The sequence below is a fragment of the Mucilaginibacter straminoryzae genome (genome assembly GCF_022953055.1).
Taxonomy (GTDB): domain Bacteria; phylum Bacteroidota; class Bacteroidia; order Sphingobacteriales; family Sphingobacteriaceae; genus Mucilaginibacter; species Mucilaginibacter straminoryzae.
Map to the genome: position 1 here is coordinate 26,863 of NZ_JALJEJ010000005.1, position 25,963 is coordinate 52,825.

Annotated in this window: 24 protein-coding genes and 2 tRNA genes; 20 read left to right on the plus strand and 6 right to left on the minus strand. The window is 44.3% G+C overall.

Going from position 1 to position 25,963, the window contains the following annotated elements; genetic code table 11:
* Positions 1 to 79: 79 nt before the first annotated feature.
* Positions 80 to 1,504 carry a DNA/RNA non-specific endonuclease gene (locus MUY27_RS11995; protein ID WP_245130271.1) on the minus strand — a complete coding sequence of 475 codons (1,425 nt, stop codon included), beginning with the start codon at positions 1,502 to 1,504 and terminating at the stop codon, positions 80 to 82.
* A 215-nt stretch (positions 1,505 to 1,719) separates the two neighbouring features.
* Here MUY27_RS11995 and thiL point away from each other — a divergent pair, with 215 nt between their 5' ends.
* On the plus strand, positions 1,720 to 2,760 hold the full coding sequence (thiL, locus tag MUY27_RS12000) for a thiamine-phosphate kinase (RefSeq protein WP_245130498.1): 1,041 nt from the start codon (positions 1,720 to 1,722) through the stop codon (positions 2,758 to 2,760).
* 440 nt (positions 2,761 to 3,200) lie between these two features.
* On the opposite strand, the gene MUY27_RS12005 is transcribed toward thiL, so the two are convergent.
* The gene (locus tag MUY27_RS12005) at positions 3,201 to 3,818 is read right to left on the minus strand and encodes a rhomboid family intramembrane serine protease (protein WP_245130272.1); all 618 of its coding nucleotides are present in this window, start codon (positions 3,816 to 3,818) and stop codon (positions 3,201 to 3,203) included.
* The gene (locus tag MUY27_RS12010; protein WP_245130273.1) at positions 3,819 to 5,564 is read right to left on the minus strand and encodes a M14 family zinc carboxypeptidase; all 1,746 of its coding nucleotides are present in this window, start codon (positions 5,562 to 5,564) and stop codon (positions 3,819 to 3,821) included. It abuts the gene before it with no gap.
* 251 nt (positions 5,565 to 5,815) lie between these two features.
* On the opposite strand from MUY27_RS12010, the gene MUY27_RS12015 reads away from it, so the two are divergent.
* From MUY27_RS12015 to MUY27_RS12050, 8 genes are all read left to right on the plus strand, one after another.
* The gene (locus tag MUY27_RS12015; RefSeq protein ID WP_245130274.1) at positions 5,816 to 6,097 is read left to right on the plus strand and encodes a DUF427 domain-containing protein; all 282 of its coding nucleotides are present in this window, start codon (positions 5,816 to 5,818) and stop codon (positions 6,095 to 6,097) included.
* Position 6,098: 1 nt separating this feature from the next.
* Complete coding sequence (locus MUY27_RS12020) at positions 6,099 to 7,478, plus strand: mercuric reductase (RefSeq protein ID WP_245130275.1); 1,380 nt, start codon at positions 6,099 to 6,101, stop codon at positions 7,476 to 7,478.
* Position 7,479: 1 nt separating this feature from the next.
* A complete protein-coding gene (locus MUY27_RS12025; protein WP_245130276.1) occupies positions 7,480 to 8,430 on the plus strand; it encodes an ABC transporter ATP-binding protein in 951 nt (316 codons plus the stop codon).
* Positions 8,427 to 9,995 (plus strand): ABC transporter permease/substrate-binding protein, encoded by a 1,569-nt coding sequence (locus MUY27_RS12030; RefSeq protein WP_245130277.1) that lies wholly within the window; start codon positions 8,427 to 8,429, stop codon positions 9,993 to 9,995. The genes MUY27_RS12025 and MUY27_RS12030 overlap by 4 nt, the downstream gene beginning before the upstream one ends.
* Positions 9,996 to 9,997: 2 nt before the next feature.
* Entirely contained in the window at positions 9,998 to 11,149 is a 1,152-nt protein-coding gene (gene egtB, locus MUY27_RS12035; RefSeq protein ID WP_245130278.1) for an ergothioneine biosynthesis protein EgtB, read from the plus strand.
* Between the two features lie 10 nt (positions 11,150 to 11,159).
* Positions 11,160 to 12,146, plus strand: coding sequence for an L-histidine N(alpha)-methyltransferase (gene egtD, locus MUY27_RS12040; RefSeq protein ID WP_245130279.1), 987 nt, complete (start codon positions 11,160 to 11,162; stop codon positions 12,144 to 12,146).
* 122 nt (positions 12,147 to 12,268) lie between these two features.
* Positions 12,269 to 12,340, plus strand: a tRNA-Glu gene (locus MUY27_RS12045).
* 70 nt (positions 12,341 to 12,410) lie between these two features.
* A tRNA-Glu gene (locus MUY27_RS12050) sits at positions 12,411 to 12,482 on the plus strand.
* A gap of 77 nt (positions 12,483 to 12,559) precedes the next feature.
* Here MUY27_RS12050 and MUY27_RS12055 read toward each other — a convergent pair.
* Positions 12,560 to 13,102: a hypothetical protein gene (locus MUY27_RS12055; RefSeq protein ID WP_245130280.1), complete on the minus strand. Its 543-nt coding sequence runs from the start codon at positions 13,100 to 13,102 to the stop codon at positions 12,560 to 12,562.
* Positions 13,103 to 13,423: 321 nt separating this feature from the next.
* Between MUY27_RS12055 and MUY27_RS12060 the strand changes: the two genes are divergently transcribed.
* From MUY27_RS12060 to MUY27_RS12095, 9 genes are all read left to right on the plus strand, one after another.
* The gene (locus MUY27_RS12060) at positions 13,424 to 13,858 is read left to right on the plus strand and encodes a VOC family protein (protein WP_245130281.1); all 435 of its coding nucleotides are present in this window, start codon (positions 13,424 to 13,426) and stop codon (positions 13,856 to 13,858) included.
* Between the two features lie 213 nt (positions 13,859 to 14,071).
* Positions 14,072 to 14,944, plus strand: a complete 873-nt coding sequence (locus MUY27_RS12065) for a hypothetical protein (RefSeq protein WP_245130282.1) — start codon at positions 14,072 to 14,074, stop codon at positions 14,942 to 14,944.
* Positions 14,945 to 15,031: 87 nt separating this feature from the next.
* Positions 15,032 to 15,709, plus strand: a complete 678-nt coding sequence (locus tag MUY27_RS12070; protein ID WP_245130283.1) for a hypothetical protein — start codon at positions 15,032 to 15,034, stop codon at positions 15,707 to 15,709.
* Entirely contained in the window at positions 15,682 to 16,467 is a 786-nt protein-coding gene (locus tag MUY27_RS12075) for a sensor histidine kinase (protein WP_245130284.1), read from the plus strand. Before MUY27_RS12070 ends, MUY27_RS12075 begins: the two co-directional genes overlap by 28 nt.
* 2 nt (positions 16,468 to 16,469) lie before the next feature.
* Positions 16,470 to 17,120 carry a response regulator transcription factor gene (locus MUY27_RS12080; RefSeq protein WP_245130285.1) on the plus strand — a complete coding sequence of 217 codons (651 nt, stop codon included), beginning with the start codon at positions 16,470 to 16,472 and terminating at the stop codon, positions 17,118 to 17,120.
* A gap of 304 nt (positions 17,121 to 17,424) precedes the next feature.
* Positions 17,425 to 17,871: an SseB family protein gene (locus MUY27_RS12085; protein ID WP_245130286.1), complete on the plus strand. Its 447-nt coding sequence runs from the start codon at positions 17,425 to 17,427 to the stop codon at positions 17,869 to 17,871.
* 72 nt (positions 17,872 to 17,943) lie between these two features.
* Entirely contained in the window at positions 17,944 to 18,498 is a 555-nt protein-coding gene (locus MUY27_RS12090; protein WP_245130287.1) for a hypothetical protein, read from the plus strand.
* A 24-nt stretch (positions 18,499 to 18,522) separates the two neighbouring features.
* A complete protein-coding gene (locus MUY27_RS20570; RefSeq protein WP_262918322.1) occupies positions 18,523 to 18,654 on the plus strand; it encodes a hypothetical protein in 132 nt (43 codons plus the stop codon).
* A gap of 308 nt (positions 18,655 to 18,962) precedes the next feature.
* Positions 18,963 to 20,915: a 7TM diverse intracellular signaling domain-containing protein gene (locus tag MUY27_RS12095; RefSeq protein ID WP_245130288.1), complete on the plus strand. Its 1,953-nt coding sequence runs from the start codon at positions 18,963 to 18,965 to the stop codon at positions 20,913 to 20,915.
* On the opposite strand, the gene MUY27_RS12100 is transcribed toward MUY27_RS12095, so the two are convergent.
* Both MUY27_RS12100 and MUY27_RS12105 read right to left on the minus strand, forming a co-directional pair.
* Positions 20,912 to 22,069, minus strand: a complete 1,158-nt coding sequence (locus MUY27_RS12100) for an alginate lyase family protein (protein ID WP_245130289.1) — start codon at positions 22,067 to 22,069, stop codon at positions 20,912 to 20,914. The genes MUY27_RS12095 and MUY27_RS12100 overlap by 4 nt on opposite strands.
* A 36-nt stretch (positions 22,070 to 22,105) precedes the next feature.
* Positions 22,106 to 23,215, minus strand: a complete 1,110-nt coding sequence (locus MUY27_RS12105) for an alginate lyase family protein (protein WP_245130290.1) — start codon at positions 23,213 to 23,215, stop codon at positions 22,106 to 22,108.
* 324 nt (positions 23,216 to 23,539) lie between these two features.
* On the opposite strand from MUY27_RS12105, the gene lnt reads away from it, so the two are divergent.
* Positions 23,540 to 25,162 carry an apolipoprotein N-acyltransferase gene (gene lnt / locus MUY27_RS12110; RefSeq protein WP_338042671.1) on the plus strand — a complete coding sequence of 541 codons (1,623 nt, stop codon included), beginning with the start codon at positions 23,540 to 23,542 and terminating at the stop codon, positions 25,160 to 25,162.
* Positions 25,163 to 25,265: 103 nt separating this feature from the next.
* Positions 25,266 to 25,961 (plus strand): SIMPL domain-containing protein, encoded by a 696-nt coding sequence (locus MUY27_RS12115; protein ID WP_245130291.1) that lies wholly within the window; start codon positions 25,266 to 25,268, stop codon positions 25,959 to 25,961.
* Positions 25,962 to 25,963 lie beyond the last annotated feature (2 nt).

Consider the following 25,963-nt stretch of genomic DNA (forward strand, 5'->3'; position numbering starts at 1 on the left):
AGGTTTAGTCTGATATAAAATCACCATCGGGTTAACTGCCCGATGGTGATCAAAATTAGTTTTATAATCTACAGATAAGTTATATCCCGCTATCTTTCTTTACTTCGACAGCATCTTGTACAGATTGAGGTAATGCCGAAAGTAGGTTGTAACCGGTTACCTGTTCAATAGAACGCACGGTGGTAATGTATTTAGTCCAGTCGCTGTCTATGCTGTTAACATTTGGTGTATTTACCGCAATAACGCGGGTAGAGCTTGATACCCGGAGAATATCACTGTTACCGGCAGGGATAATTACCGCGACTTTCCACACATTACTTGGTACGGTAATTTTGCCGCCAGCTAAAGTAGTTGCTGCGCCGTTACTACCTGTGCCACCGCTTCCGTAACTTCCCATGATAATGTATACTTCGTTACCTTCAACTACCTGTGTGCGCAGGTAATTTTCCAGGTTTGCCCAGGTTTTCTGGTTGTTGTTAGGTGCTTGTGGAATCATGTTCACCATCAGGAAGGTAGCAGAGTTGGCATCTGAAGAACTGGTACGGTCTGCTGACGGGCAGTTATGTCCGCGGTCGAACCCGGAACCCGAATAACTGTTGCTTTGTACCGCGAAAAAGCCTACCGGTAAGCCTGAATAAGCAGCAAAGTTATCTAATCTTCCTGTCGCGTTAGTGGTATTCGTTGCGTCGAGGTGCCAGCTCACCCAGTTTGGCGTACTGGTACTGCTGTTGTATGATTCTGTATAATAACCCAGATCCAGCAGATAGTTATTGCCGCTGGCCGATGTTGCCAAAGCGCCGGATGGGTTACCCATCAGCAGGTTGCTGTTGTCGCCTGTTGCAGGTGGCGCATCGGTCCCAACTTTAACATCGCGTGCTGACGCTGGTTTGCTTGTCCCGGTGGTATCTGTTGGGTTGGTATCCGGCGTGCCTACGGTTATGCCAGGGTCGCCTGTGCCCTTAAACATGATATCATCAATGTTAATGCGTGGCGTGGTGCTGGTAGTAATGTCTTTAATCATCAGACGTACCTTACCGGTTGCATTTACCTTAAAGGAGTCGGTAACCAATGTGGTATTGGTTTCGGTAATATCTGTACCAATTTGGGTATAGGTGGCGCCACCATCTACAGATTTAAACAACTGCCAGGTAGAAGTAGCATCTGTTCCGTATTTACCGTGTTTAATATAAACGGTTGCTAAATTGCTGATATCGAAATTCATGGTGATAGCACCTTGTTTCAACCGGACAGACTGGGTTCCGTTTTTAAGATCAGCAGCAAGGCTACCGATAAGCGCATTATCAAAATTCCAGGAACCCGTACTTAGGTTTACATCTGCTTTTGCGTATGACGTTTTAGAGCCGTTATCGAAATTTTCAGTGATCGCGTAAGTTTTTACGGGCACAGGTGGATCTATCGGCGTTATATTATCGTTGTGATCTTTTTTACAGCTGATAAACGCAAAGGAGAGGCTTGTAATTACGAGTAGAGATTTAATTTTCATATGAGAACATTTTGAGTCTGCTAAGTTCCAATAATAATATTAACTTAATGTTAATAAAAAATAGACGGGATATAACTTATTTTACTGTAGATAAATCATTTAAGTAATTTTAAAGGTGATTATAAGGATGTTTGCTTAACAAAATCTTTTAAATCGAGCCCTTATTTCAGATAACACACCATCTGACTGGAAGTACCTATATTTGCAAAATGGATCTGTTCGAGAATACCGAGAAAACAAACCTGCAGGAATTAGGCGAATTTGGCCTGATTAGTCACCTTACAAAAAATTTTCCACTAAAGCGGGAAAGTACTAATAAGGGTATTGGTGATGATGCGGCAGTGTTGGATGCCGGTGGTAAGAAGATTTTGGTATCAACCGATATGCTGCTGGAAGGTATCCATTTCGATCTGGCTTATACCCCATTGAAGCATTTGGGCTATAAAGCCATCCAGGTGAACCTAAGCGATATTTACGCCATGAACGGAATACCGGAACAGGTGACCGTTTCTATCGGTCTTTCCAGCAAGTTCCCTCTGGAGGCGATTGAGGAGCTTTACGAAGGCATTTACGTTGCATGTGAAAAATATAACGTCGACCTGGTAGGCGGCGACACCACTTCGTCAAAACAAGGACTGGTGATCAGCGTGACGGTTTTAGGTTACGCGGATGAAAAAGACGTTACCTATCGCAATACGGCAGAAGAAGGCGACCTGATCTGCGTTAGCGGCGACCTGGGCGGAGCCTATATGGGCCTGCAATTGCTGGAACGCGAGAAAATTGTTTTCCTTGAGAACCCGCAGATCCAGCCAGACCTGGAAGGGAAAGATTATATTGTAGAACGGCAGCTAAAACCCGAAGCACGCCGCGATGTGATCGACCTGTTAAAATCGCGCGATATTAAACCAACCTCCATGATCGATGTGTCAGACGGCCTGGCTTCCGAAGTTTTACATATCTGCAAGCAAAGCGATAAAGGATGTAATCTGTACGAGGAGAAAATCCCGATCGACCCGATGACTTACGAAACTGCACGGGAATTTGGGATTGATCCAACGGTTTGTGCACTAAGCGGTGGTGAAGATTATGAGTTGCTGTTTACTATTAAACAAGCCGATTACGACAAGATCAAGCATGATGTGGACGTGAGCATCATTGGCTATATTACCGAGCCTGCTGCGGGTTACAACTTAGTTTCTAAAAGCGGACAGGTGCATACCATTACCGCCCAGGGCTGGAACGCCTTTAAAGGATAGAAGAGATACAAGAAGCAAGATACAAGAAGCAAGACTTATCTTCATCGCGCGCGTTTGCAACGCGTGCGATATCGGAGATTATTCATTCATCTCTCAGCATTGTAGAGACACGATACATCGTGTCTTAGATGGTGTTTTATGGAGACACAAGGTATTGTGTATCTACATCTATCTTTCAAAAATTTCCCTTAGAACCCGACGTTGAAATAGTCGCTTGTAGATACACGAAACCTCGTATCTTCGTTTGATAGGCGGCCTTGAATCCTGTCTAATTAGCTACACTTCTGATCGCATCATTGCGAGGAACGAAGCAATCTCAGAAGCGATAAATCCTTTTGGGATTGCTTCTCGCCTTTCGGCGAATCGCAATGACGATATAGGATAGTTTTATTTGATATGCAAGTTCAGGATGACTTAAAACAATTCGAAGTCAATACCTTTTACCCTACACCTAATTGCCGTAAAAAATTACCGATGACTTCATGGTTCAGGATAATGGTGATCATTACACCGGCAAGCGCGCCAAAAAAGTGCGCATCGTGATTAATAGAGTCATTAGACCTGCGCGACGCATAGGCACAATAAATGAGGTAAAGCACACCATATAAAATTGCCGGGATGGGAATCGGCAACGGAAATACCATCATGCGGGTAAGCGGATTGTACAGGATATAACTAAACACCACTGCACTGATAGCGCCGGAAGCACCAAGGCTTCTGTACCAAATATCATTCTTATGTTTCACTACAGAAGGCATATCGCTTAGCACAAGGCTGGCTACATAAAGCAAAGCAAACTGCCAGTGCCCTAAATAATTGGCTTCTAAAGTGAAAGCGAAAAAGAAATACGACAGCATGTTGAAAAACAGGTGCCCCCAATCGCGGTGGATCAGGCCGCTGGTAATCAGCGTGTAAATCCTCGATCCCCGTGATACATCGTAAGGTTGCAGCATAAACCTGCTGTAAATTTCTTCATTATAAAAAGCAATTAGTGAGGTAAGGATGGTCAGCGCGAAAATAGCGGAGGCCACCGGGGCGTATGTTAGGTATTCGATCATTTATTTTAAATCTAATTTAGTATCAGAAAGTAACCGTCCGATAGGGTATCGCAAATAAGTTTTTTCAAACCAGGGCGAATTACGGTAAACAAATTCCAGCTGCTGCGAAGCACTCGCTGCCAATTTAAGATTATTTGCCTTTTCATTATCCAGTTTCTTGCGAAGTTCAGGGTCGCGTTTTAACAAGTCTGCCGCTATATCTTCAAACACATAATCTGAATAATGTTCTTTTTGGCCCAGTATGGAATCAAAAAAGTTCCAGGCAAAGAAAGAATCTACACCTTGCGGCTCTAAGGTTTCCACAATGTATCGGTTAATCGCCTGGTTGGTATATACCACATAATCTCCCTGCAAGAATTTTACTTTAGTGGTCATTGCATTTAGTTTTACGTTGCTGTGCAGGTAATGGCCTTCGTATGGCCGTGTCGAGGTTTTATAATCGGCAATGTAATACATTTGCAGGTCGAGCGTAGTGTCATGTGCTAATTGGTGCATTTCTACCTCGTTCAGTTTAAACAACTCGATCACCTTGCCCCAGGCTTGGGGTATCACATAAGCAACCGGTTTATCAACACTTATCGTTGGTTTGTAGGTATTATAATAATTAATGGTTTTGGTGTAGGGCTTGTTTCTATCATAATACAACCGGTTCAGACCGCTGATCTCGCTCGGCTTCCACCCGGCTTCATAACCTTTAAAAGTGATGGTATCATGGTGCTGTTCATCCAGTTCCCAGTTCAGTGCAAAAGTTTTTTGCTGCTTTACCTGCGTATCGGCCTGCTGTTTCAGCTTACCGATCAGCTCATGGTCACGCTGGCAAATGTCTATCAGGTGCTGCATAAAATCATAGGTGGCATAAACCCGTTTGTCGAAAGGTTTCAGCATGTGTGTTTCTGTTACGTAGCTGATGATGTTGCGCAGTACGGTGTAGCCGGTAGAAAATCGTGGCGTTTCCAGGAAGGCGACGATGCCGGAATCGGGCGTCGTTTTTTCGCTCTCCACATAGGGGATCATTTCGTATCCGGTCCGCTTCATCCGTTTATATAACTCCGGCGAGAGGGTTTCAGCAGTGTATTTGGCCAGGATTGGGTTTTGCTTATCCTTCTGTGTTTCAATCAGCGTCATCACGTATTGATAGTCTGCACCGTCGCTGGTGTGGTTATCCACAAAAACTTCCGGTTGCCAGGTGTTCAGGATTTGCATAAAGGCTAAAGCATTCCGGCTGTCAGCCTTAATAAAGTCGCGGTTCAGGTCGAGGTTCCTGGCGTTGCCCCTAAACCCGTAAGCCCTGGGCCCATTCTGGCTGATCCTGGATACCCCACGGTTTAAGCAACCATCGATATTGTACACAGCGATAAAGCACAACACGACATCGTTAGGCAGCTTATTGTTTTTTAGCAGATCACGGGTGAGCATCATGGTCGCATCGATCCCTTCCGGCTCGCCGGGGTGGATGCCATTATTGATCAGGATGATGCGCTTGTTCTGTTTATGGATCAGCGCCGGATCAAATACGCGGTTTTTAGATAGTACGATCAACGTAAGTGGCTTGCCCACATCGGTCGAACCGATATTTAATAATTTCAATTGGTTATACTTCTTCGCCAGTTGCTGGTAGTAGGTAATGATCTCGTGATAGTTGGCGGTGTAGTTTTTGTCTTTACTTAGTTCGAATGGTGTAAGCTGGGCAAAAAGCCGGGTCGAAAAGAGCAGCAGGCAGGATATATACAGGAAAGTTTTTTTCATTAGCGTTTAATTATAACTGAAGGCTTGTTGTATTCAAAAGTAAATCAAAAATATTCTGCATCGTGCTGCCTTTCAAATGTTTTAGATTCCTGTTATTAGAATAGCCTTGTGCTGTAGTTTACATCGGCTGGTTGTTCCGGAAAACTTATAGTGCCACTATGGGTTAAACGCAGGGGCAAGACTCTTGCAACTTTATAAAGGAGTTGTATCTTTATTACAACAATTGAATAAAAACCCGATTCTAATACCTTATGAAAGCGATCTGGAATAACGAAATCATCGCCGAAAGCAACGATACCATTGTAGTAGAAAATAACCACTATTTCCCTGCCGATAGCATTAAACAGGAGTACTTTAAGCCAACAGACAGCCATACGAGTTGTGTGTGGAAGGGCCGTGCTTCTTATTACACCGTTGAAGTGAATGGTAAGGAAAACCTGGATGCAGCCTGGTATTACCCCGAACCAAAACCTGCAGCAGAACAAATAAAAGGCAGGATTGCCTTTTGGAAAGGCGTACAGGTGACGGAATAATATGAAACACTACGACGCAATTGTGATTGGCTCGGGGCAGGCGGGTTCTCCGCTTTGCAAGAAGCTGGCAAAACAGGGCAAGAAAACCGCGCTGATAGAGCGGCGTTACATCGGCGGCACTTGTGTCAATGATGGTTGTACGCCTACAAAAACATGGCTTGGGTCGGCCAAGGCTGCTTATAATGCCCAGCATGCAAAGCATGTGGGTGTGCATGTGGATGGGTACCATGTCGATCTGAAAAAGATCAAACACCGCAAAGAGGAAATCGTCCTGAAATCGCGTAACGGCAGTTTGAAGTCGATGGAGCAAACGCCTAACCTGGATATATACTTTGCCGAAGCTTCCTTTACAGGGCATAAGACGTTGAAACTAAAATTGAATAACGGTGGAGAAGAGGAGCTGTCCGCAGACCTGATATTCATTAATGTAGGCGCTGCACCGGCTATTCCTGATATAGAAGGGCTTAAGGACATAGATTATCTTACCTCTACCGGTATCCTGGAGCTTGAAGAAATCCCCGGGCATCTGGCTATCCTCGGCGGAAGTTATATCGCGCTGGAATTTGCGCAGATGTTCAGGCGCTTTGGCAGTAAGGTAACCATACTGGAAAGAGGGCCACGGATCATGTCGCATGAAGACGATGATATTGCCGACGAAATAGCGCGGATACTACGCGAAGAGGAGATCTCGATCCTGACAGACACACACGCAACCCGTTTCTCAAAGGATAGTGAAGGGATTACGATAGATTTTAAAACCCAAGATCAGCACGGAACACTCAATGCTACGCATGTACTGGTAGCTACCGGCCGCAAGCCGCAGACGGAAAAACTCGGGATGGATAAAACCGGTGTTACCCTTACAGAAAAGTGCTTCATCCCCGTGAATAATAAGCTGGAAACAGTAGTGCCGGGAATATATGCTTTGGGCGATGTAAACGGTGGTCCGGCTTTTACGCATATCTCGTACAACGATTACACCATCGTTTACCGCAACTTATTTGAAGGGGCCAACTTAACTACCACCGGCCGGCCTGTTCCCTACTGTATGTTTACGGACCCGCAGCTAGGCCGGATCGGCATTACAGAAAAACAGGCACGTGAGCAGGGCTATAACTACAAAGCGGTAAAGCTGAGCATGAAACATGTGGCTCGCGCGGTGGAGTTGGGTGATACCCGCGGCATGATGAAAGCAATTGTAGATTTGGATACCCGTAAAATACTGGGTGCGGCAATATTGGGTGAAGAAGGCGGCGAAGTAGTTTCGGTATTGCAAATGGCCATGATGGGCGGGATTACGTATGACGAGATCAGGTATTGTGTGTTTGCGCACCCGACGTATTCAGAATCGCTCAATAACCTGTTCATGCAGTTGGATTAATTTGATCTCTGTACAAAATATCAGCAAGCATTACGGCCCGGTAAAGGCAGTAGACGGCGTATCTTTTGAAGTTGCCGAAGGGGAAACCGTGGCACTGCTGGGTACCAGCGGATGCGGTAAGACTACTACCCTTAAGATGATTAACCGGTTGATTGAGCCAACCGCAGGCGAGCTATTCATCGACGGTAAAAACGTTAAAGATCAGCCTGCAGAATTGCTACGGCGCTCTATAGGTTACGTATTGCAGAACACAGGTCTTTTCCCTCACTATACCATCGAAGAAAACATTGGCGTGGTGCCCTCATTGTTGAAATGGGATAAACAGAAAACCAGGCAAAGAACATTAGAGTTACTGGAGAAATTGCATTTGCCGCAAGATGTGCTTAAGCAATACCCTTCTCAATTGAGCGGTGGGCAGCAGCAGCGCGTCGGTCTGGCGCGTGCGCTGGTGGCTGATGCGCCGGTGCTATTAATGGACGAGCCATTCGGCGCGCTGGATAACATTACGCGGACTAAAATCCAGGAAGAGTTTAAGCAACTGGACGAGCTGAAGCGCAAAACCATTATCATGGTAACGCATGATGTGCAGGAAGCCTTCACCCTCGCAGACAGGATCTGCCTGATGCATAAAGGTAAGATTGTCCAGATCGGTACGCCACAGCAGCTATTGTTCCACCCGGCAATTGATTTTGTAAAGCAGTTTTTAGAAGGGCAGCGCCTGCAGTTAGAATTGGCGTCTGTTAAAGTAACTGACCTGTGGGATAACTTTTCAGATCAACCCGGAGAGGATGCTGAAAGCGAAACAGCAGATATAACCATTTGGGAGGCCTTCCGATTATTTACGAACGGCCGTACCAGTGTTACCTTCAGCAGAGCAAACGAGCGAAAGAAAATTGATTTTAGCGCGTTGATGCTCGCTTTTCAACAATACCAGGAACAGCAAACAGCATGAACCAGCAGCAAACCTTATGGCAGTTTATGCAGCAGCAATCTGATAAATTGCTGACGCAAACGCTGGAGCATATCGGGCTTACGTTTATCTCGCTCCTGCTCGCCATTGCTGTTGGCGTGCCATTAGGCATATTTATTTCGCGCCGTAGAAGTTTTGCCGGGAGCATTTTAGGGGTTGCGGGTGTTTTGCAAACCATTCCAAGTATTGCCTTGCTGGGTTTTATGATCCCCATGTTAGGCATCGGAGCAAAACCAGCTATCGCAGCACTGCTTATTTATGCCTTGCTGCCCGTCATCAGGAACACCTATACAGGTATTACCGGTGTGGACCCATCCATAAAAGAAGCCGCCCAGGCAATGGGCATGAGCAAAAGTGATATCCTGCGCAAGGTAGAATTGCCCTTGGCAATGCCGGTGATACTGGCAGGTATCCGCACAGCTGCGGTAATTAACGTAGGGGTAGCTACCCTTGCCTCATTTATTGCCGCAGGTGGTTTGGGCGAATTTATCTTCGGCGGTATTTCTTTGAATAACAGTAACATGATTTTGGCGGGCGCAATACCCGCGGCCTTACTGGCCATTTTGTTCGATGTTTCTTTGGCAAGGGTACAAAAACTAAATGTTAAAAAGTTGGCCGCTGCATCAAAAGCGCTGGTGGTGATTTTTATTCTTTTAGCAGGCTTCTATCTGGCCCCGGCCGCTTACGGCAGTAAATTGCTTGCCGGGTTCACGCCTGAGTTTATGGGCCGCCAGGATGGAGACTTGGGTTTGAAAGAAAAATATGGCTTAAAGATACGTACGCTGGTGATCAGCGACGCCGTGATGTATAAAGCGGCTTATCAAAAACGGCTGGACGTAATCAGCGGCTATTCTACCGATGGACGGTTGAAGGCTTTTAACCTGGTTACACTACAGGACGACCGCGCTATTTTTCCGCCCTATTATGCAGCACCCTTAGTCAGTGATAATGCGCTGAAGAAATTTCCCTTGCTGGAGCAAACCTTGAATCTGTTGTCGGGGCATATTAACGATAGCGTGATGACTGAGTTGAACTACCGGACTGATTATCTGCACGAAACCCCGGAAAAAGTAGCCAGGGACTTCCTGGTAAAAGAAGGCTTATTTAGGCCGTCCAGGCAGGGTAACGATGGCACCGTACGCATCGGCTCAAAGATTTTCGGGGAGCAGTACATCCTGGCAGAAATGTACCGCATGCTGATAGAAGGGAATACCAATTATGCAGTTTCCACCAAAACCGGGCTCGGCGGTACAAAAATCTGCTTCGATGCCTTAACTAATAACCAGATAGATTTCTACCCCGAATATACAGGTACAGGCCTGTTGGTGATGCTTCAGCCTGATCAACAAACCCTGAACAGCTTGGGCAGTAATCGTGATAAAACCTACAACTATGTGAAGAGCGAGTTTTACGAGAAATACCGCCTGCATTGGTTAAAACCGATAGGGTTTAATAACTCGTACGCGTTAATGATGCGGCAGCAGCAGGCTGCAGCGCTACACATTAAAACAATTTCAGACTTAAAACGCTTTTTGGATAATAAGTAACAATGACGCTTTCCGAAACTTATCACCAGATCCGCCAACGTAGTGAAACTATTTGCAGCAAATTGCAAACAGAAGATTATGTGGTGCAGCCGATAGTGGATGTTAGTCCGCCGAAGTGGCACCTGGGTCACACCACCTGGTTTTTCGAAACCTTTATTCTTAAACCATACGTAACTGGCTACCAGGAGTATAATCCCGAATACAACTATGTGTTCAACAGTTATTACGAGACTGTCGGCGCAAGAGTGATCCGGACAGACCGTGGTAACCTGAGCCGCCCTACTGTGCTGGAAGTTTACCGCTATCGTGCTTATGTAGACGAAGCAATGATGAACTTCTTGTGCCACGAAACCTCGCCAGAAATTAAGGAACTACTGATCCTTGGGTTTAACCACGAGGAACAGCACCAGGAACTATTATATTACGACATCAAGTATATTCTTGGCCACAATCCGCTTTTCCCGGCTTACGACCATGCCTACCATTCGCCAGCACACGAAAAATCGCCTACAGCAAATTTCATCCCTATACCTGAAGGCGTTTACGAGATTGGCTTTTCGGGCCAAGGTTTCTGCTTCGATAACGAACTGAATCGCCATAAGGTGTATCTGAACGCGTATGAGATCAGCCCTAACCTGGTGACTAACGGCGAATACCTAAAGTTTATTGAAGATGGTGGTTACCACGATTTTCGTTACTGGCATTCAGAAGGGTTAGATTGGGTTAAAAATAATCACATAGAATGCCCGCTTTATTGGCACAGGGTAGACGAGCAATGGCAACATTACACCTACCGGGGCCTGGAACCAGTAAAGTTAGATGAACCATTATGCCACATCAGCTATTACGAAGCGTACGCTTATGCCTCATGGAAAGGCCTGCGCTTGCCCACAGAATTTGAATGGGAAGCAGCATCTAATAAATTTAACTGGGGCCTGCGCTGGGAGTGGACAGAAAGCGCGTACTTACCTTACCCTGGTTTTGCCAAAGCACCCGGTGCTATCGGCGAGTACAACGGCAAATTTATGGTGAACCAAAAGGTGCTTCGGGGCGGTTCTGAAGTAACCCCGCCCGGCCATAGCCGTGCAACATACAGAAACTTTTTTCATCCGAACCTACGCTGGTTATTTAGCGGGATACGCTTAGCCAGATAAAAACATTCATATGCATTCTGCCAGACCACTTTCTCAAACCATAGAAAACCCCGAGTTACACCGCACGCAGTTTTGCGACGACGTGTTAAAAGGACTTAAATTCGAGCCGAAGTATCTCGAGTCGAAGTATTTCTATGACGCCAAAGGCGACGAGCTTTTCCAGCAGATCATGGCATCGCCGGAGTATTATCCTACTGACTGCGAAATGGAAATTTTTCGCGAACAGACGGGTGGCTTAAGCAAGGTGATCCGGGACGGTAGTCCGTTTAACCTGATAGAGCTTGGTGCCGGTGATGCGACCAAATCTATCCACCTGCTGCGTAAGCTTTTAGAAGACAAAGCAGAGTTTACCTACCTGCCAATAGATATATCCGGCCATGTGATTGATCTTCTCCACCAAACACTGCCGCTGCAATTGCCCGGTCTGAAGGTGGAAGGATTGGAGGGAGATTATTTCGACGCACTGGAAAAAGCCGAAAAATACTCGGACCAGCGCAAAGTGGTTTTATTCCTGGGTTCGAACATCGGCAACATGCCCGTGCCTGCCGCAGAGGCTTTTTGCAGGCAGTTGCGCGAACATCTGTCGCCGGGAGATATGGTGCTGATGGGGTTTGACCTGAAGAAACACCCGAAAATTGTTTTAGCCGCCTATAACGATGCCGCAGGCGTTACCCGCCAGTTCAACCTGAATTTATTGGAGCGGATAAACCGCGAGATTGACGGGAATTTCAACCTCGACCAGTTTGAACACTACCCTACTTACGACCCCGAAACCGGTGCCTGTAAAAGTTACCTGATCAGCCTTGCAGACCAGCAGGTGCATGTATGCGGCGAAACGATCAACTTTAAAAAAGACGAGTATATTTTTATGGAAGTTTCGCAAAAATATTCCGCAGCAGAAACAAGGGCGATGGCAAAGCAGGCAGGCTTTAAAGTGACCAGCGAGTTTTACGACACGAAAGGCTGGTTTTTAGATACGATTTGGGAAGCTTTGTAAGCGTTAAATCATTAAATAATCAGCTTTTTAAAAAAAATTTAATCTGGCTATTGATTTAAACGGTAAACTTATATCTTTGCAGTCCCAAAATAAGGGAAGTTCTTTAAACATAACCATTTAATGGTCCATTCGTCTAGGGGTTAGGACGCAAGATTTTCATTCTTGAAACAGGGGTTCGATTCCCCTATGGACTACGAGTTGGGTTGAGGTTATTGAGTGATTAAGTTACTTGATACTTTGATCTTGCTACTTGCTACAAATAATGGTCCATTCGTCTAGGGGTTAGGACGCAAGATTTTCATTCTTGAAACAGGGGTTCGATTCCCCTATGGACTACTGAAATTCTCAATTTGGGAAATAATTTCTTGAAATTCTTACAAAAGCCTTTGGATAAAAGTTCAAAGGCTTTTGTATTAATCATTGATTAACTTATTGATGATCAATTGTTCCTGTTTTCTTTCTGATCTACGCCTTTCTGATTTAATCTTTTGACTAAACTTACTTTTATCGCTATCAAAGTGTACGCTACCCCATGCAAAATGAGAATTTGGGTTGACCATTAAGCCCCGATAAATACAATTTTCATAGGGACAACTATGTTTTGAATAGGTACCGAAATTTCGATGTTTAATACGTTTGTCTTTTAATATGATTTGTTGATTTTTTATCACATCATCCCAAATTCTTCTCTCATCAGCTTTAGTAAGTTCCATACCCAATGTGGAAATCTTGACAAAGATGTGCGGGTCTTTTAGCTGAAGAAAGTAAAAGCTCTTTTTGAAGAAGCTATGGGCATACTCTCTAATAGTTATTCTTTCCCCTAAAGATAGATTGTCGTTTTCTGTGAGTGACCGATATAAACCAAGTGTATTGAAATCCTTATACTTTTTATGATTATTGATGTAAAAAATATATTCCTTAGCGTTTAATTCATTGAATTTTTTTCCGATAGTCATGTTTAGCATAGTTTAACCTCAGCAACCTAAAGGTAAGCATAAGATTTTTACGTATTTGCTATTAGATCGAACACCTTCAGAATCAACCTTACGGTTTAGTTTGATCTTAACCGTTCCAAACTGTTATTAGATAATCCCTTAGAAGAAATTTGCTCCTCAATCTATAATCATTTTTATCATAGCCTTTCATTTCGCAAAAATATCAGCAACGTCTTATCCACATTCTTGAACATTATCCCGAACTTTAGCTTAATGGTTGTTGTTAACAACTAACCGTTTATAGTGAAATAAACAAAGCTAAACACCTTACAACAGTAGTTTATGAAAGCAATTAACCCGTGGATCAATTTTAACGGCAACGCCGAGGAAGCATTCAAATTTTACCAGTCGGTTTTTGGCGGCGAGTTTACCAAAATCATCAGGTTTGGTGATCTATCAAGCGACGACTTTCCTGTGAAGGAAGAGGATGCCAATCAGATCATGTACATCGCCTTGCCAATTGGTAAGCAAAATGTACTCATCGCAAATGACGTCCCCAAGTTTATGGGTACTGTTAATGAAAACGAAAACCGGTCTAAAATACTTGTAAGCACGGAAAGCCGTGAAGAAGCAGAAAAAATATTCGCAGGTTTATCAGTCGGCGGTGAGGTAGAAGGCCAAATCGGCGATACCCCCTGGGGTACCTATGCCGGCATGTTCAGGGATAAATATGGCATCGAGTGGATCGTCGAATTTGATCAGAATCATCAGGGTTAAGAATAATCATACAATGTTTATCATGACCTGCAGTAATACTGCGGGTTTTCTTTTTTAGGCTGAACATTTCCATTTTAGCAAAAATCTTTTGTTATAGAAGGGTTATTTTACGTTTTTTAAAAACGTATTATCTGGTTGGTAATCTGTCTTTAAATGAGGATTTTAGGTGTAATAATTGTTTATTTTATTCACTTCACCCCAACCTAAAAAATCATGAAAAAACTATTGCCCCTAATTTGCCTGATATGTGCCGTTATGGCGTGTAACCAGCATCCTAAAACACGTCAGACAGCTAACAAGTCTGTAATGGCTGCTGTACCCGACGTCTACACATTAAATGGTTTAACAAAAACAGAAGCAACAACTATTGTGCAGGCCTTTCGGTCAGATAGAAAAGCAGTTGCTCCGGCCAGTGTTTTTTTTGGCCTTACAGACTTGGAAGCCATCGATAAGATTTTAACTGATAATAATGCGGATGGTGTACGGGTTTACTATGGAAAGACAGCAGCTAATCAATTTAAACTGGTTTTGGTGCCAACCAAGGGCAATGGAACAACATCTTTACAGCGTCCAAAACATGACGATTTCTTTTTAAATACTGACCCCGGGATAAATGCAGGCAATGCGGTAATGGAGAAATTAACCGGGCCGTATACATTGGGTGCAACGCTATTGGACCCAACTTTCCATTGTCCAAACGGACTGGTTTGCGGTACACCGCATCGACATTATCTAGATTGTAATAATTCGTTTAAGTGGGTGCAAAACTATATGAAGCTGGATTTTAAAACAGATACAATAGATACCAATAGCGAATGGTTCGAAAGTTGTCTGATTAGTGATCTCTGTCAAACGCTAAAAAACAACCATGGCGATGGAATAAGAGTATATTTTAGTTATAAAAATGATGCACCAAGCAGCAAACACAGATTTGTAATTACAACGACGGTAGCCGGCACATCGGGTTCTCATAAGGATAAGCGAATGTGTGTAACGTTACCTACTTGCGCGAGGTTGTTACCTCACGACCAGGATTTCGACAATGGCGAACAATGCCCCAACAATTGCGAGGGTTCTACATGGTAATTTTTAAATTCAGGTACCTATAAAATAAACCGTGTCATCAGCTTAGAATCTTAACTTAGTGACACGATTTATTTTATAAGTTTTTTAATGCTGCGCCTGATCACCCTTAACGTATTTGTAGAATTAGTTTGCTTTGTTGTTTCCGTTGTCTGCCTAAATAAAGACAGAAGCTGGCCGTGGCATGGTATGAGTTTGTTTTTGTTATTAACCTGTATCACAGAAATGTTAGGCGTGCATTTTAAATTACTGTATCTGGCAGACCGCGCGCATGCCCGCCCCAATATATGGTTGTACAATGGCCTGTTAATATTCCAGGCATTGTTTATTACTTACGTATTTGAGCGTTTTATTAACAGGTATGTCAGAATCAGGCCTGTGATGATCATTGGGCTACTGATTTTAGCAACTTCCTACGGATACGAATTATATAATCATGGCATTTTTATTTATAACGAAATCACGAACACACTGATGTTAATCACCTTTGTGCTTTACAGTTTATACTATTATTATTTACTCCTGAAAGACGAGAACTATATCAACCTGAACCGCTCACCTGAATTTTGGTGGGTCGCCGGTATTTTGTTCTTTTATTTCGGTTCAACAGCAACAAATGTTTTTTTCGACTATTTGTACCCATACCATTCACCAGATGTCAGGTATCTTTCTAAAACGATATTCAGGGGGTTAAATATTTTATTGTACGGTTGCTGGTGCTATTCATTTATTTGTAAAAAATGGGCGTTGCAGATATCAGAAGCTTAGTATTAATTGCTACCGCGATATTTCTTATTGCGCCGGTGTTTTTGCTGGCTTACGTGTTGTTTTATAACTCGCGTAAGAAGAAGCATATCGAGGAAAAAGCCCAAATGAAGCAGGCCTTTGAGACGGAATTGATCAAGGCTCAGGCAGAAGTACAGGAGCAGACCTTGCAAACCATCGGCGCAGACCTGCATGATAACATCGGGCAGTTGTTAAGCTTGATTTCCCTGAACCTGAATTCCATCGAGTTGACAGAAGACATCGCTAAAGCCCAGAAGAAAATAGAGGCTTCTGCAAGTCTAACCTTAGAATCTATCAAGGAATTAAGACTGCTTGGAAAATTATTGCACGGCGACCAACTGGTTATAAACGGATTGGCTGCATCCATAGAACAGTTGGTATTATGGATAAGCAAGGCAGACAGGTTTAAAGTAGAATATCATGTGCATGGCGAGGCTGAGGAAAAGAATACCGCTAAAGATCTAATCATCTTCCGGATAGTTCAGGAAACAGTTAACAACATCGTTAAACATGCAGATGCCAGCGAAATAGTTATTGAACTTACATTCCTGACAGATATGGTAGCAGTAAAAATAAGTGATAACGGGGTGGGCTTTGATGTAAACAGCATTACCGCTAATAACAAGGGAATGGGTTTGCATAATATCTATAAAAGGGCGATGATGGCTGGTGGCCGTGCAGAAATCCGCTCTGTACCCGGAAGCGGTTCTTACGTAAATATTTTTGTACCTTACCAATAGCTATGGAAACCGAGCCTATACAAGTAGCCGTTGTTGACGACCATACCCTTTTCCGTAATGGTGTGGCAGCCTTACTAAATGAGTTGGATGATATTAAGGTAATTTTTGAAGCTGGCAATGGCCTTCAGATGCAGCAGCAGATCGCCAACGGTCTGTTACCACAGGTGATCCTGATGGATATTAACATGCCGGTGAAAAACGGGTATGAATCTGCACGGTGGGTAGCTGAAAACCACCCGCAGATTAAAGTTCTGGCCTTAAGTATGTTCGAGGATGATGAAGCCGTGATACAAATGATCAGAAACGGGGCGAAGGGTTATTTACTAAAGGAATCTAAACCGCGTGAACTGCAGGAGGCTATCCGTACGGTACATCAAAAGGGCATTTACCTGAATGAGATGGTTTCTGGCAAATTACTACGCTCTGTTCACCAGGAAGGTTTTGCGCCAGCACTTACCGAACGCGAAATAGATTTTCTTAAATTATGCTGTTCGGAATTGACTTATAAGGAAATTGCCGATAAGATGTTTGTTAGTCCGCGTACTGTTGATAACTACCGTGATGCTCTTTTCCAGAAGTTAAATATTAAATCGCGTACGGGGCTGGTGTTATACGCTATCCAGAATAATATCTTCAAGATCGGCAAAATGTAGGTCTGGTTGATATTGAAGTCATCATTGACCAGATGCTGGCGAATCGCTTAAATATTTTTTCTTTTCAATAAATAATTTAACCGCTGTTTAAATAAACATAAGTGTATAATACGGCCGACATTGGTAAAATAATCTGATATTATCCTTTTTCTGTTCCTTTAGATGGGTGTTGTAAATGTTAACTTGTTGATTTCTAATTAAAAAAGCAGATTGGTAACTCGTATTTTTTTACTTATTTTTAACTTTCATCAACTGACGTTAGTCAAATTGCAACAAACCATCCACCTATTACGTAAGGAACTACATGAACTTATTGAAAAAGCTGACGAATGCTTCATCAATGCAAGCGCCACCTTCTACAGAACCGGACAATTCTCATTTATGCCGGTTGCTGAACATCTGGAGTGTGCAACAATCGGAGCAGGCGTATAAAGACGTGCTGGATGAGATTTTGAAAGGGAATGGTTTTTTGTTGCTGCCATCAATTAACGAAGAAAAAACAAGTACTAATTGGCAAACCACGGCCGAAGAAACTACGCTAAAGCTGACCTCTGTTTTTGAGATAAACGGCCGGAAGGTACTCGGGGCTTTCAGCGATGAACCAGCGATGGTAAAATGGGCGAAGAACCCCACCGATTATACCGCTATGCCTACCCGCGAACTGCTTGAATTTTGCCAGGTAAATGAAATAGACCGGGTGGTGATCAACAGCGGCGAAGAAAACATGTTTCTAATAGAGCGCAGTCGCTAATCAGTTTTTCCGGCTTGGCAGTTGTTTGTAAACATCTGTTGTATTATCTTGTTACAACTATTGTAAAGCGCTATGGAAGACATCAAAACAATAAGCGGAACAACAGAACAGGAAATATGGCAGACAGTTGAGGCTGATTTGCGCGCCGACGAAGATATCTTAAGTTATGAAGCAGTGCTGCTTCAGGACGGCAGAGGTATCAATTTATATATCGATATCGATCCGGGAGGCGGTTTTGAAGGTGGTTATGAGCTAACCCAGCTGAGTGCCAAAGTTAAGGTGGACAGCGCTTTTCGTTTTGCCATTCATGATGAAGGTTTTGTGGACGAAATAGGAAAATTCTTCGGTATGCAGGATTTGGAGACGGGCTTTGCCGACCTGGATCATCACATCGTGATTAAAACCAATCATGAAGACACCGTCCGAACCATATTTGCCGATGCCGATGTTCGCGCAGTTTTCACCGAGCTTGAAAATTTCGATTTCGGTATTCACGCCGGGGATGAAGATGCCGACGGACCGGTTCTCGAGTTAAATATTGATGAGGGAATAACCGATGCCGACAGGCTCCGCAAGATCTACCATGCATTTTACCACGTGCTTAAAGGTATAGAAACATTGCCTTAAGCATTTATTTGCCTAAATTTGCGAATGGGCAAACAGAAACAGGATTATTCTTTCTGGACAAAATACAAACGGTTTGCAGCTAACGAAATACTGCTGTATGTGATTATGGTGGTGGGTATTGTAGGCGCTATCATCATTATCAGTTTGTTTACTTAAAAATTCGCCTTTACAAAATCCGGGACATCTTTTTTTACACATTACCTGTTCTTTTTGGGCTAAACTACTCAGCCAATTCCTTAAATAATCACCAACTTTCCAGATAGTTAAATTTATTCGAACTGTGTCCTTCTGGATTTATGACTGATGCTGAGTACGATAATTTTTTGCCTGTTATTGCAAATCTTCACGCATGCTTGGTATATTTAAGCACCAATATAAGCGCAGCTACTTGAAATTTTAGAACACTTCAATTTTCAACTCTTTAGTTAGCAGTTGAGATCATCAGTTATTAACATGATTTGTGTATGAGGATACTTCTACGTCGATATTTCTGGTTTCAAAAAGCTATCCTGGTAAACGTAGTGCTCTTTTTGGGCCTGGCAGCACACGCGCAGCAGGTGCTGGATGTTAATAATCAGCTGGAGCAGCACAAATTTATTGCCGGCGAAATTGCTACGCTCGAAGATGCTACTGGTAAGCTGAGCTTTACTGACATTATTAGTAATAACTATCAACAAAAATTCAGGGAGAATAATTTACATTATCCCACCAATCATCACGTTAAAGCGACCTACTGGTATCGCGTGAAGCTTCGGTTTGATTCATTGGACGCTAACCAGATCTCTCTTTTCGAATTCTTTGACCAAACGACCGACCATGTTACGGCCTATATCCCGGATGCACAGGGCAAATATCAGGCGAGTACTTCAGGCGCTGGTGTAAACTTTTATAACCGTTTGTTTCAGCATAAGAATTTCCATTTTCTTATTAAAAATAATTCCCCGGGCGAGTACACTTATTATTTCAGGCTGCGATCTGCCAATCCTGTTAACGTCATCATCGTTTACCGCACCTTAAGTTATTTTATTTACTACGCGCTGAATGAGTATCTGACGTTCGGGCTGTTCTATGGCATGATCCTGATCTTCTGCCTGCATAACCTGCTGATGTTTTTGGCAGTTAAAAGGCGGCAGTACCTATATTATGTGTTCTACATCCTCAGCGTAGGCTTTTATGAAATGTGTGTGGATGGTATCGCCTTTCAGTACTTATGGCCCAATAAGCCCTGGCTTAATGCTTACGGGTATGGCACGGCCCTATATCTGCTCAGTATGTTTGCGCTGGTATTCACCAAAGAGCTGCTGCAGGTAAAACAACGGGTACGCCGCCTGGCCAAACTGATCGATTATATCCTGGTGCTGCGTACTGTTTACTTCCTGGTCTGCCTGTTTTTTAACAAGGGCTTGTTCATCTATAAGTTTGTAGAATTCATACCGCTTTCGCTGGCATTTTTAACCGGTATCCGTATCTATCGTAACGGTTTTAAACCGGCCCGGTTCTTTGTACTGGCCTACACTTTTTTGTTCTTAGGGTTTAGCATAAAAGCGCTTTCTGCATTGGGGATGCTATGGTTCTTACCTGCCCCGATTAATTACTACAGCTTAAGTTTTTGCTTTGTGATTGAAATGGTGCTGTTATCCTTTGCCATTGGCGACCAGGTAAGGTTATTGCGCAAAGAAAAGGATGAAGCCCGAGACGAAACGATCCGGCAGATGCAGATCAACAGCGAGCTGAAAGATTCTATCAACCAGGAACTGGAGCGCCAGGTAGAAGTTCGCACCCGCGAGGTAGTTGAAAAATCGGAGGAAATTTTGGCCCAGGCGCATACCATAGAAGAACAGAATGAACAGCTGATGGAGATCAACCGTTTGCTGGAACAACAGGCGGCCGAGATTACCCGGATGAACGTGCTGCTGGAAAAAGACAACCACCAGTTAAAAACCAATATCAGCAAGGTGATTGATGCACGGGTAGAATCTACTGAAATGAACTTCGAAGAGTTCAGCGCGAAGTATCCCGATCAGGAAGCTTGTTACAAATTCCTGTCCGATCTGAAGTGGAAGAACGGTTATAAATGTACCCGCTGCGAACATACTACCTATTGTACCGGGCGGGTAGCTTACAGCCGCAGGTGTACCAAGTGCAGTTATGAAGAATCGCCAATGCACAATACCATTTTCCAGAACAACCGCATATCTATCAATAAAGCGTTTTACCTGGTATACCTGATGTATACCAGTAAAGGAACCATCTCATCACACCAATTGTCGGAAAAACTGGGCATCCGGCAAAGTACCTGCTGGACATACGCCATCCGCATTAAAAAAGTAATGCAGGAGCAAAAGCGGGCACGTAAAAAAGGCGCCCCACAGGGATGGAGCGCATTGGTATTAAGCGCAGAAATGCAGGATATTTAATTCAACCAGATCAGCGGGTGCCGCACGGGCAGGTTTCGGATCACTTCATCATCCGTTGGGTTATGGTTCAGGTTTTGCCATGTTTTTAGCCATTCGCGGTTCCCGAAAGCAGTCGCTCCAAACACCAAAGCCGGTTGGGCAGCAGGCCAGCTTTCCCAGTGCATCACGTCTTTAGCGTATGGCCATATATTTTTGTCTTTCAGATACGGGTATAAAAACTCAATCCCTTTTTTGATAGATCGGCCGTCCGCGGTGGTGTAGTTGAACAGATTATCTTCTGGTGTTGAAAGGATCTGGCAGATGGTGGTCATGGCATCCAGGTTAAAAATAGAATAACTATAGGGTTTGGTCCTTTTCAGTTCTAACGGAAAGCTGCCGTCAGCGGCCATTTGTGAGTGCAGTAAAACTTCTTTATAACGCTGGCGGCAGAAGTCCATCGTCGCCTTATCCCGGGTGAATTTGGCAAAGCAAGCCACCTGCATTACCCAGCAGGTACCATGGTTATTCTTGGCGTTCATTTCATCCAAGCCATATTTATGAGTGGTCAGCCATTTCACATAAGTTGCGAACCATAAGCGGATAGTTTCCAGGTCTGTTTTGTTCATTGCCGCAGCATCTTTCATCACCTCTATGCCTTGTACCACTTCCATTAACTGGATGGTATCGATAATGCCGATACCCCGGCCGGTAGCGACACCTTCAATCGCCTGTGCATATTGCAGGTTGGGATTCATTAAAGTTTCCTGGTTGACGAACCAGGCATCCAGGTGTGCCATTGCTTGCTTCACATATTTAGCATCGTGAGTAAGCTGATAAGCAGAAGCTAATGCGCCAATAATCCGGCTAAAACGAATCATCGCCTTACGGTGGGCAGTGAAGTTATCGGGGTTAGTGAGCCCGTCTTTTTGAATATAAGGGCCATCCCGATGGTTGGGATCGGGCCACCAATAGTCGCCTTCCGAATAAAAATCGTGTTTGCCGCCAGCACTGCGCGGGCAAAATTCTGCTGTGACGGTTACGGGCTTTTGTTGCAGTGCCCATGCCGCTTCTTTCAGAATATTCGCTCTGAGCGTGTGGATCACTACCGATTTTACATCAGGTTCATCGACGAACGAAGACGTCGTTAGGCTGATCACCAAAGCGATCAGGATCATTCGTGAGAGTTTAACAGCACCGCGCATCTTCACATGTTATTGTTTTGCTATAGGTTTACGCACCTGGTTAATTACCAGCTGCCAGTCGTAATAGTCGTTACCTCCGGCACGGTAAATGGCTTTCATTACTGACGGATCAAAATAAGCAGCGGCTGCTAACGCGACGATACCGTTACGCGGTTCGAAAAGCGACCCGGCAACATAGCCTTTTTCGCCATTCGCGGCACGGTCGCGGTCGAATTTCACCTTACTGTTTACAAATTCGCCATGCGTTCTCTCTCCCGTCACAAAAGGCACCAGGAAATCAACCGACTTATGAACCGAGGCACCGGTTGGCGAGGTATAATCGTAGTAATTTTTGCCTTCCGCTCGCATAATCACCGTCATGGCTTTTAACAGCGGTTCCAGTGTATAAACATGGTAGTGAAGGGCGTCGCGCTCGGCAAAGTCAAACCCTGAGCCATCAGGATACAAGTTTTGGGCGATCTGCTTTTCCAGCTCTTTTTGAATGGTATCGCGGTATTGCCCATCATGTATAGCGTAGGCAGCAAGGGTAATTACCTTTATCCGGTGCGAGTTCCAGTTGTTCTTCGCAGTTGATCGGCCGGGCTTCGCCGAAACACTGTTTACCTCGGCATCGGCGATGGTTTTCATCCAGGCATCTATGGCTGTTTTCGAGCTTTTATTAACGCGATCACGAATCAGATCGTAACCGGTAAAAAAATCTTCCAGCTTGGTTTCATCTATAGGGTCTCCCGTAGCCATGTTCAGCTTTGCCCAGGCTAACAGGAAATCTTCTGCCTTAGCCAAATAGGCCTTATCGCCATAGAGCCGGTAGTTTAATGCCAGCGCATAAATTTTAGGTCCGTCCTGTACCGCTTTCAGGCTGGCAGTTTTAGCCGGGTTGCCTTCGAGCAATCCTTGCGAAGTAACTTTTTGTATGGGGTTAGGCGTTTCGTTCAGCGCTCTTTCGGCGGCAGACTTGATTGGTGCAAATTGCTTTTGCACTTTCGGGTCGGTTGCGATCGCCTTTTTTAGCGTACTGATTTCGGCGGCAGATAAACTTACGTATTGTGCTTTTGCTGCTATTGTGATTAGCGCCAGGCATGCCGCTATCAGATTTCTTAAATAGGTTAACTTCATCATTGCCGATTAATTTTTATAGGTTTTGGCCCTTTGGAAAGGCTGCTATCGCTTAAGAAATGGTTGCTTTTAAGGTAAACATAAGTGCTTTTACGCTTATTTTCAACGAAAAAAAGTTTTAGTTTTTGGTGGGTTAATTATGTTAATACACTTCATGAGCAGTTGTAACTTACAGTAAATCAGTGCTATAATTAAAATTGCTGCATAACCCTCAATACGATTAAAAAGCAGTTGAATTAATTTGAGCGGGCCATTGGCAGACGCCAGAAACCGCACTAAAATTATTGCCCCGATAATTTGTAAAAGCCTAATTTAGCTTCAATTGCAATGATGAAAAAAAACCTGCTGTTGGCTCTGTTTTCCGGCATTCTGCTTTGGCTGGGATGGCCGCCCACCTCTTATATCACCTTCCTGCTGTTTGTAGGCTTGGTGCCGATGTTGCTGGCTTTGGAGAACATTATTCAAAGCCCGGTTAAAAGAAAGGGGTATCATATTTTCTTAACGGCTTTCGCGGGTTTCTTTATCTGGAATACGCTGAGTATCTACTGGGTTTACAATTCGCTTAAAACCATTGGAGCAATTATCGCCATTCCGCTTAGCCTGATCCCCTACTCGCTCGGCCCGTTGCTGATGGCTTTAGCCTGCTGGTTATACTATCGCCTGCGCCTGGCTACGAATAGAAGTACCGGTCTGTTTGGCCTGGTGTGCTTCTGGATGGCTTATGAGTATGTTCACCAAACATGGCCGCTGGCCTTCCCGTGGATGACGCTGGGCAACGGCTTTGCGGTAAGCCACCAATGGGTGCAATGGTATGAATATACCGGCGTTTACGGTGGCACGGTTTGGATCTGGCTGATCAATATCCTCATCTTTCTTTATTATCAAAGTTTAAAGGAGGCTCAAACCAAAGCTTACCGTGTAAAGGTGGTCACGGCATTTACCATTGCGCTGGTTGTCCCGCTGGCCTTTTCGCTCATCCGCTATTATTCCTTCCGCGAGCAGCAAGACCCATCTGACGTGGTAGTCGCTCAGCCGAATATCGATCCTTACGAAAAGGAAGGTTCCATCCCGGTGCAGCAACAGATCGCCATACTCACACACCTTTCAGACTCTGTTGCGCAAAAGAATACTGAATTTTTTATTTGGCCGGAAACCGCTATCGCGGAACAATTCGACGAGAACAAAACACAATCTACCGCTTACTACCGCCAGGTGCGCGATTTCCTGGGCAAGTACAGTAACGGGAACGTGATCACCGGTGCAGAAACCTACCAGGTCTACAACCGTCCGGCAACAGAGAGTGCAAGGGCTATCCCGGGCACTAATCAATACTGGGATGCCTTTAACGCGGCGTTGCTGATCGAAAACTCGGACCGTGTGCAGTTCTACCATAAATCTAAACTTGTTCCCGGTGCGGAGATGATCCCTTTCAGCTCGCTTTCATTCCTTAAACCAGCCTTTGAACACCTGGGCGGCGCGACAGGCAGTTATGGCAGCCAGCCAGAGCCATCGGTTTTTTATACACAAAGCGGCATCGGTTCAGATCCGGTGATCTGTTATGAATCTATCTGGGGCGAATATGTAGGCAAAGCGGTTCTAAAAGGCGCTCAATTTATCGCCATTATTACCAACGATGGCTGGTGGGAAAATACATCAGGGAAAGACCAGCACCTGGATTATGCCAAACTTAGGGCTATTGAAACCCGGCGCTGGGTATGCCGGTCTGCCAACACCGGTATTTCGGCGTTTATTAATGAACGTGGTGATATTGTAAAGCACACCGATTGGTGGGTGCGGACGGCAATTAAGCAGGATATCAACCTGAATTCTGATTTGACTTTTTATACCCGCTACGGCGATTACATTCCAAAAACGGCAAGTTTTCTCTCCGTATTAGGTATTTTGTTTATTGGTGTAAAGTGGCGCAAGGCGAAGGAACAGGCTGCCTGATTAATCCTTTCGCGGTAACGTTTGTCTGATTTTGTAAAGAATATTTAGGAACACAAGTTGCATATTGCTGCTGTTATCCGTATAAACTTGAAAATAAAACTTTATGAAACGACTATTTTTAACCGCTACCCTTGCCCTGGCAACCTTATTTACGTTTGCCCAGGCCCCAGACCTACGCCGTAAGATTGAAGTTACCGGCACCGCAGAGCAGGAAGTAACCCCGGATATTGTTTATGTATCTATCTCGCTGCGCGAGTACATGGATGGCAAGAACAAAGTAACGATAGACCAGTTGGAGCGCCGTTTGCAAAAAGCAGTTACCGACGCCGGTATCGCTAAAGAAGATTTTACCATCAACAATGTATCGGCTTATAACTACACCGAACAGAAAAAGAAAAATCCGGATTTTCTGGCCAGTAAGCAATACCGCATCAAGTTTCGCGATCTGAACCGCTATAACCAGATACTGGACCAACTGGATCCGAAAGGCATCCAATATACCAATGTAGAGAGCTACGATTATTCTAAGATCGCAGAGCTGAAACGCGACCTGAAGATCAAAGCGCTTTTGGCTGCTAAAGACAAGGCAACCTATTTATTAAGCGCCCTGGGTAACCAGGTAGGTAACGCGCTCGACATCCAGGAAATAGATAACGAACAGTTTCCGCAACCCATGTACCGGGCTAATGTAATGATGATGAAAAGCGCTGATGCTGAAGCTGCACCGGCACCGTCTGATATTGATGTGAAGAAGATCAAACTGAGCTACCAGATCAGGGCCGTATTCGAAATTAAGTAAGA

Bases quoted from the DNA above. Each gene is read 5' to 3' on its own strand.
- MUY27_RS11995 (WP_245130271.1), bottom strand. From the start codon at position 1,504: ATGAAAATTAAATCTCTACTCGTAATTACAAGCCTCTCCTTTGCGTTT.
- MUY27_RS12005 (WP_245130272.1), bottom strand. From the start codon at position 3,818: ATGATCGAATACCTAACATACGCCCCGGTGGCCTCCGCTATTTTCGCG.
- MUY27_RS12010 (WP_245130273.1), bottom strand. From the start codon at position 5,564: ATGAAAAAAACTTTCCTGTATATATCCTGCCTGCTGCTCTTTTCGACC.
- MUY27_RS12015 (WP_245130274.1), top strand. From the start codon at position 5,816: ATGAAAGCGATCTGGAATAACGAAATCATCGCCGAAAGCAACGATACC.
- MUY27_RS12020 (WP_245130275.1), top strand. From the start codon at position 6,099: ATGAAACACTACGACGCAATTGTGATTGGCTCGGGGCAGGCGGGTTCT.
- MUY27_RS12030 (WP_245130277.1), top strand. From the start codon at position 8,427: ATGAACCAGCAGCAAACCTTATGGCAGTTTATGCAGCAGCAATCTGAT.
- egtB (WP_245130278.1), top strand. From the start codon at position 9,998: ATGACGCTTTCCGAAACTTATCACCAGATCCGCCAACGTAGTGAAACT.
- egtD (WP_245130279.1), top strand. From the start codon at position 11,160: ATGCATTCTGCCAGACCACTTTCTCAAACCATAGAAAACCCCGAGTTA.
- MUY27_RS12055 (WP_245130280.1), bottom strand. From the start codon at position 13,102: ATGACTATCGGAAAAAAATTCAATGAATTAAACGCTAAGGAATATATT.
- MUY27_RS12060 (WP_245130281.1), top strand. From the start codon at position 13,424: ATGAAAGCAATTAACCCGTGGATCAATTTTAACGGCAACGCCGAGGAA.
- MUY27_RS12065 (WP_245130282.1), top strand. From the start codon at position 14,072: ATGAAAAAACTATTGCCCCTAATTTGCCTGATATGTGCCGTTATGGCG.
- MUY27_RS12070 (WP_245130283.1), top strand. From the start codon at position 15,032: ATGCTGCGCCTGATCACCCTTAACGTATTTGTAGAATTAGTTTGCTTT.
- MUY27_RS12075 (WP_245130284.1), top strand. From the start codon at position 15,682: ATGGGCGTTGCAGATATCAGAAGCTTAGTATTAATTGCTACCGCGATA.
- MUY27_RS12080 (WP_245130285.1), top strand. From the start codon at position 16,470: ATGGAAACCGAGCCTATACAAGTAGCCGTTGTTGACGACCATACCCTT.
- MUY27_RS12085 (WP_245130286.1), top strand. From the start codon at position 17,425: ATGAACTTATTGAAAAAGCTGACGAATGCTTCATCAATGCAAGCGCCA.
- MUY27_RS12090 (WP_245130287.1), top strand. From the start codon at position 17,944: ATGGAAGACATCAAAACAATAAGCGGAACAACAGAACAGGAAATATGG.
- MUY27_RS20570 (WP_262918322.1), top strand. From the start codon at position 18,523: ATGGGCAAACAGAAACAGGATTATTCTTTCTGGACAAAATACAAACGG.
- MUY27_RS12095 (WP_245130288.1), top strand. From the start codon at position 18,963: ATGAGGATACTTCTACGTCGATATTTCTGGTTTCAAAAAGCTATCCTG.
- MUY27_RS12100 (WP_245130289.1), bottom strand. From the start codon at position 22,069: ATGATCCTGATCGCTTTGGTGATCAGCCTAACGACGTCTTCGTTCGTC.
- MUY27_RS12105 (WP_245130290.1), bottom strand. From the start codon at position 23,215: ATGATGAAGTTAACCTATTTAAGAAATCTGATAGCGGCATGCCTGGCG.
- lnt (WP_338042671.1), top strand. From the start codon at position 23,540: ATGATGAAAAAAAACCTGCTGTTGGCTCTGTTTTCCGGCATTCTGCTT.
- MUY27_RS12115 (WP_245130291.1), top strand. From the start codon at position 25,266: ATGAAACGACTATTTTTAACCGCTACCCTTGCCCTGGCAACCTTATTT.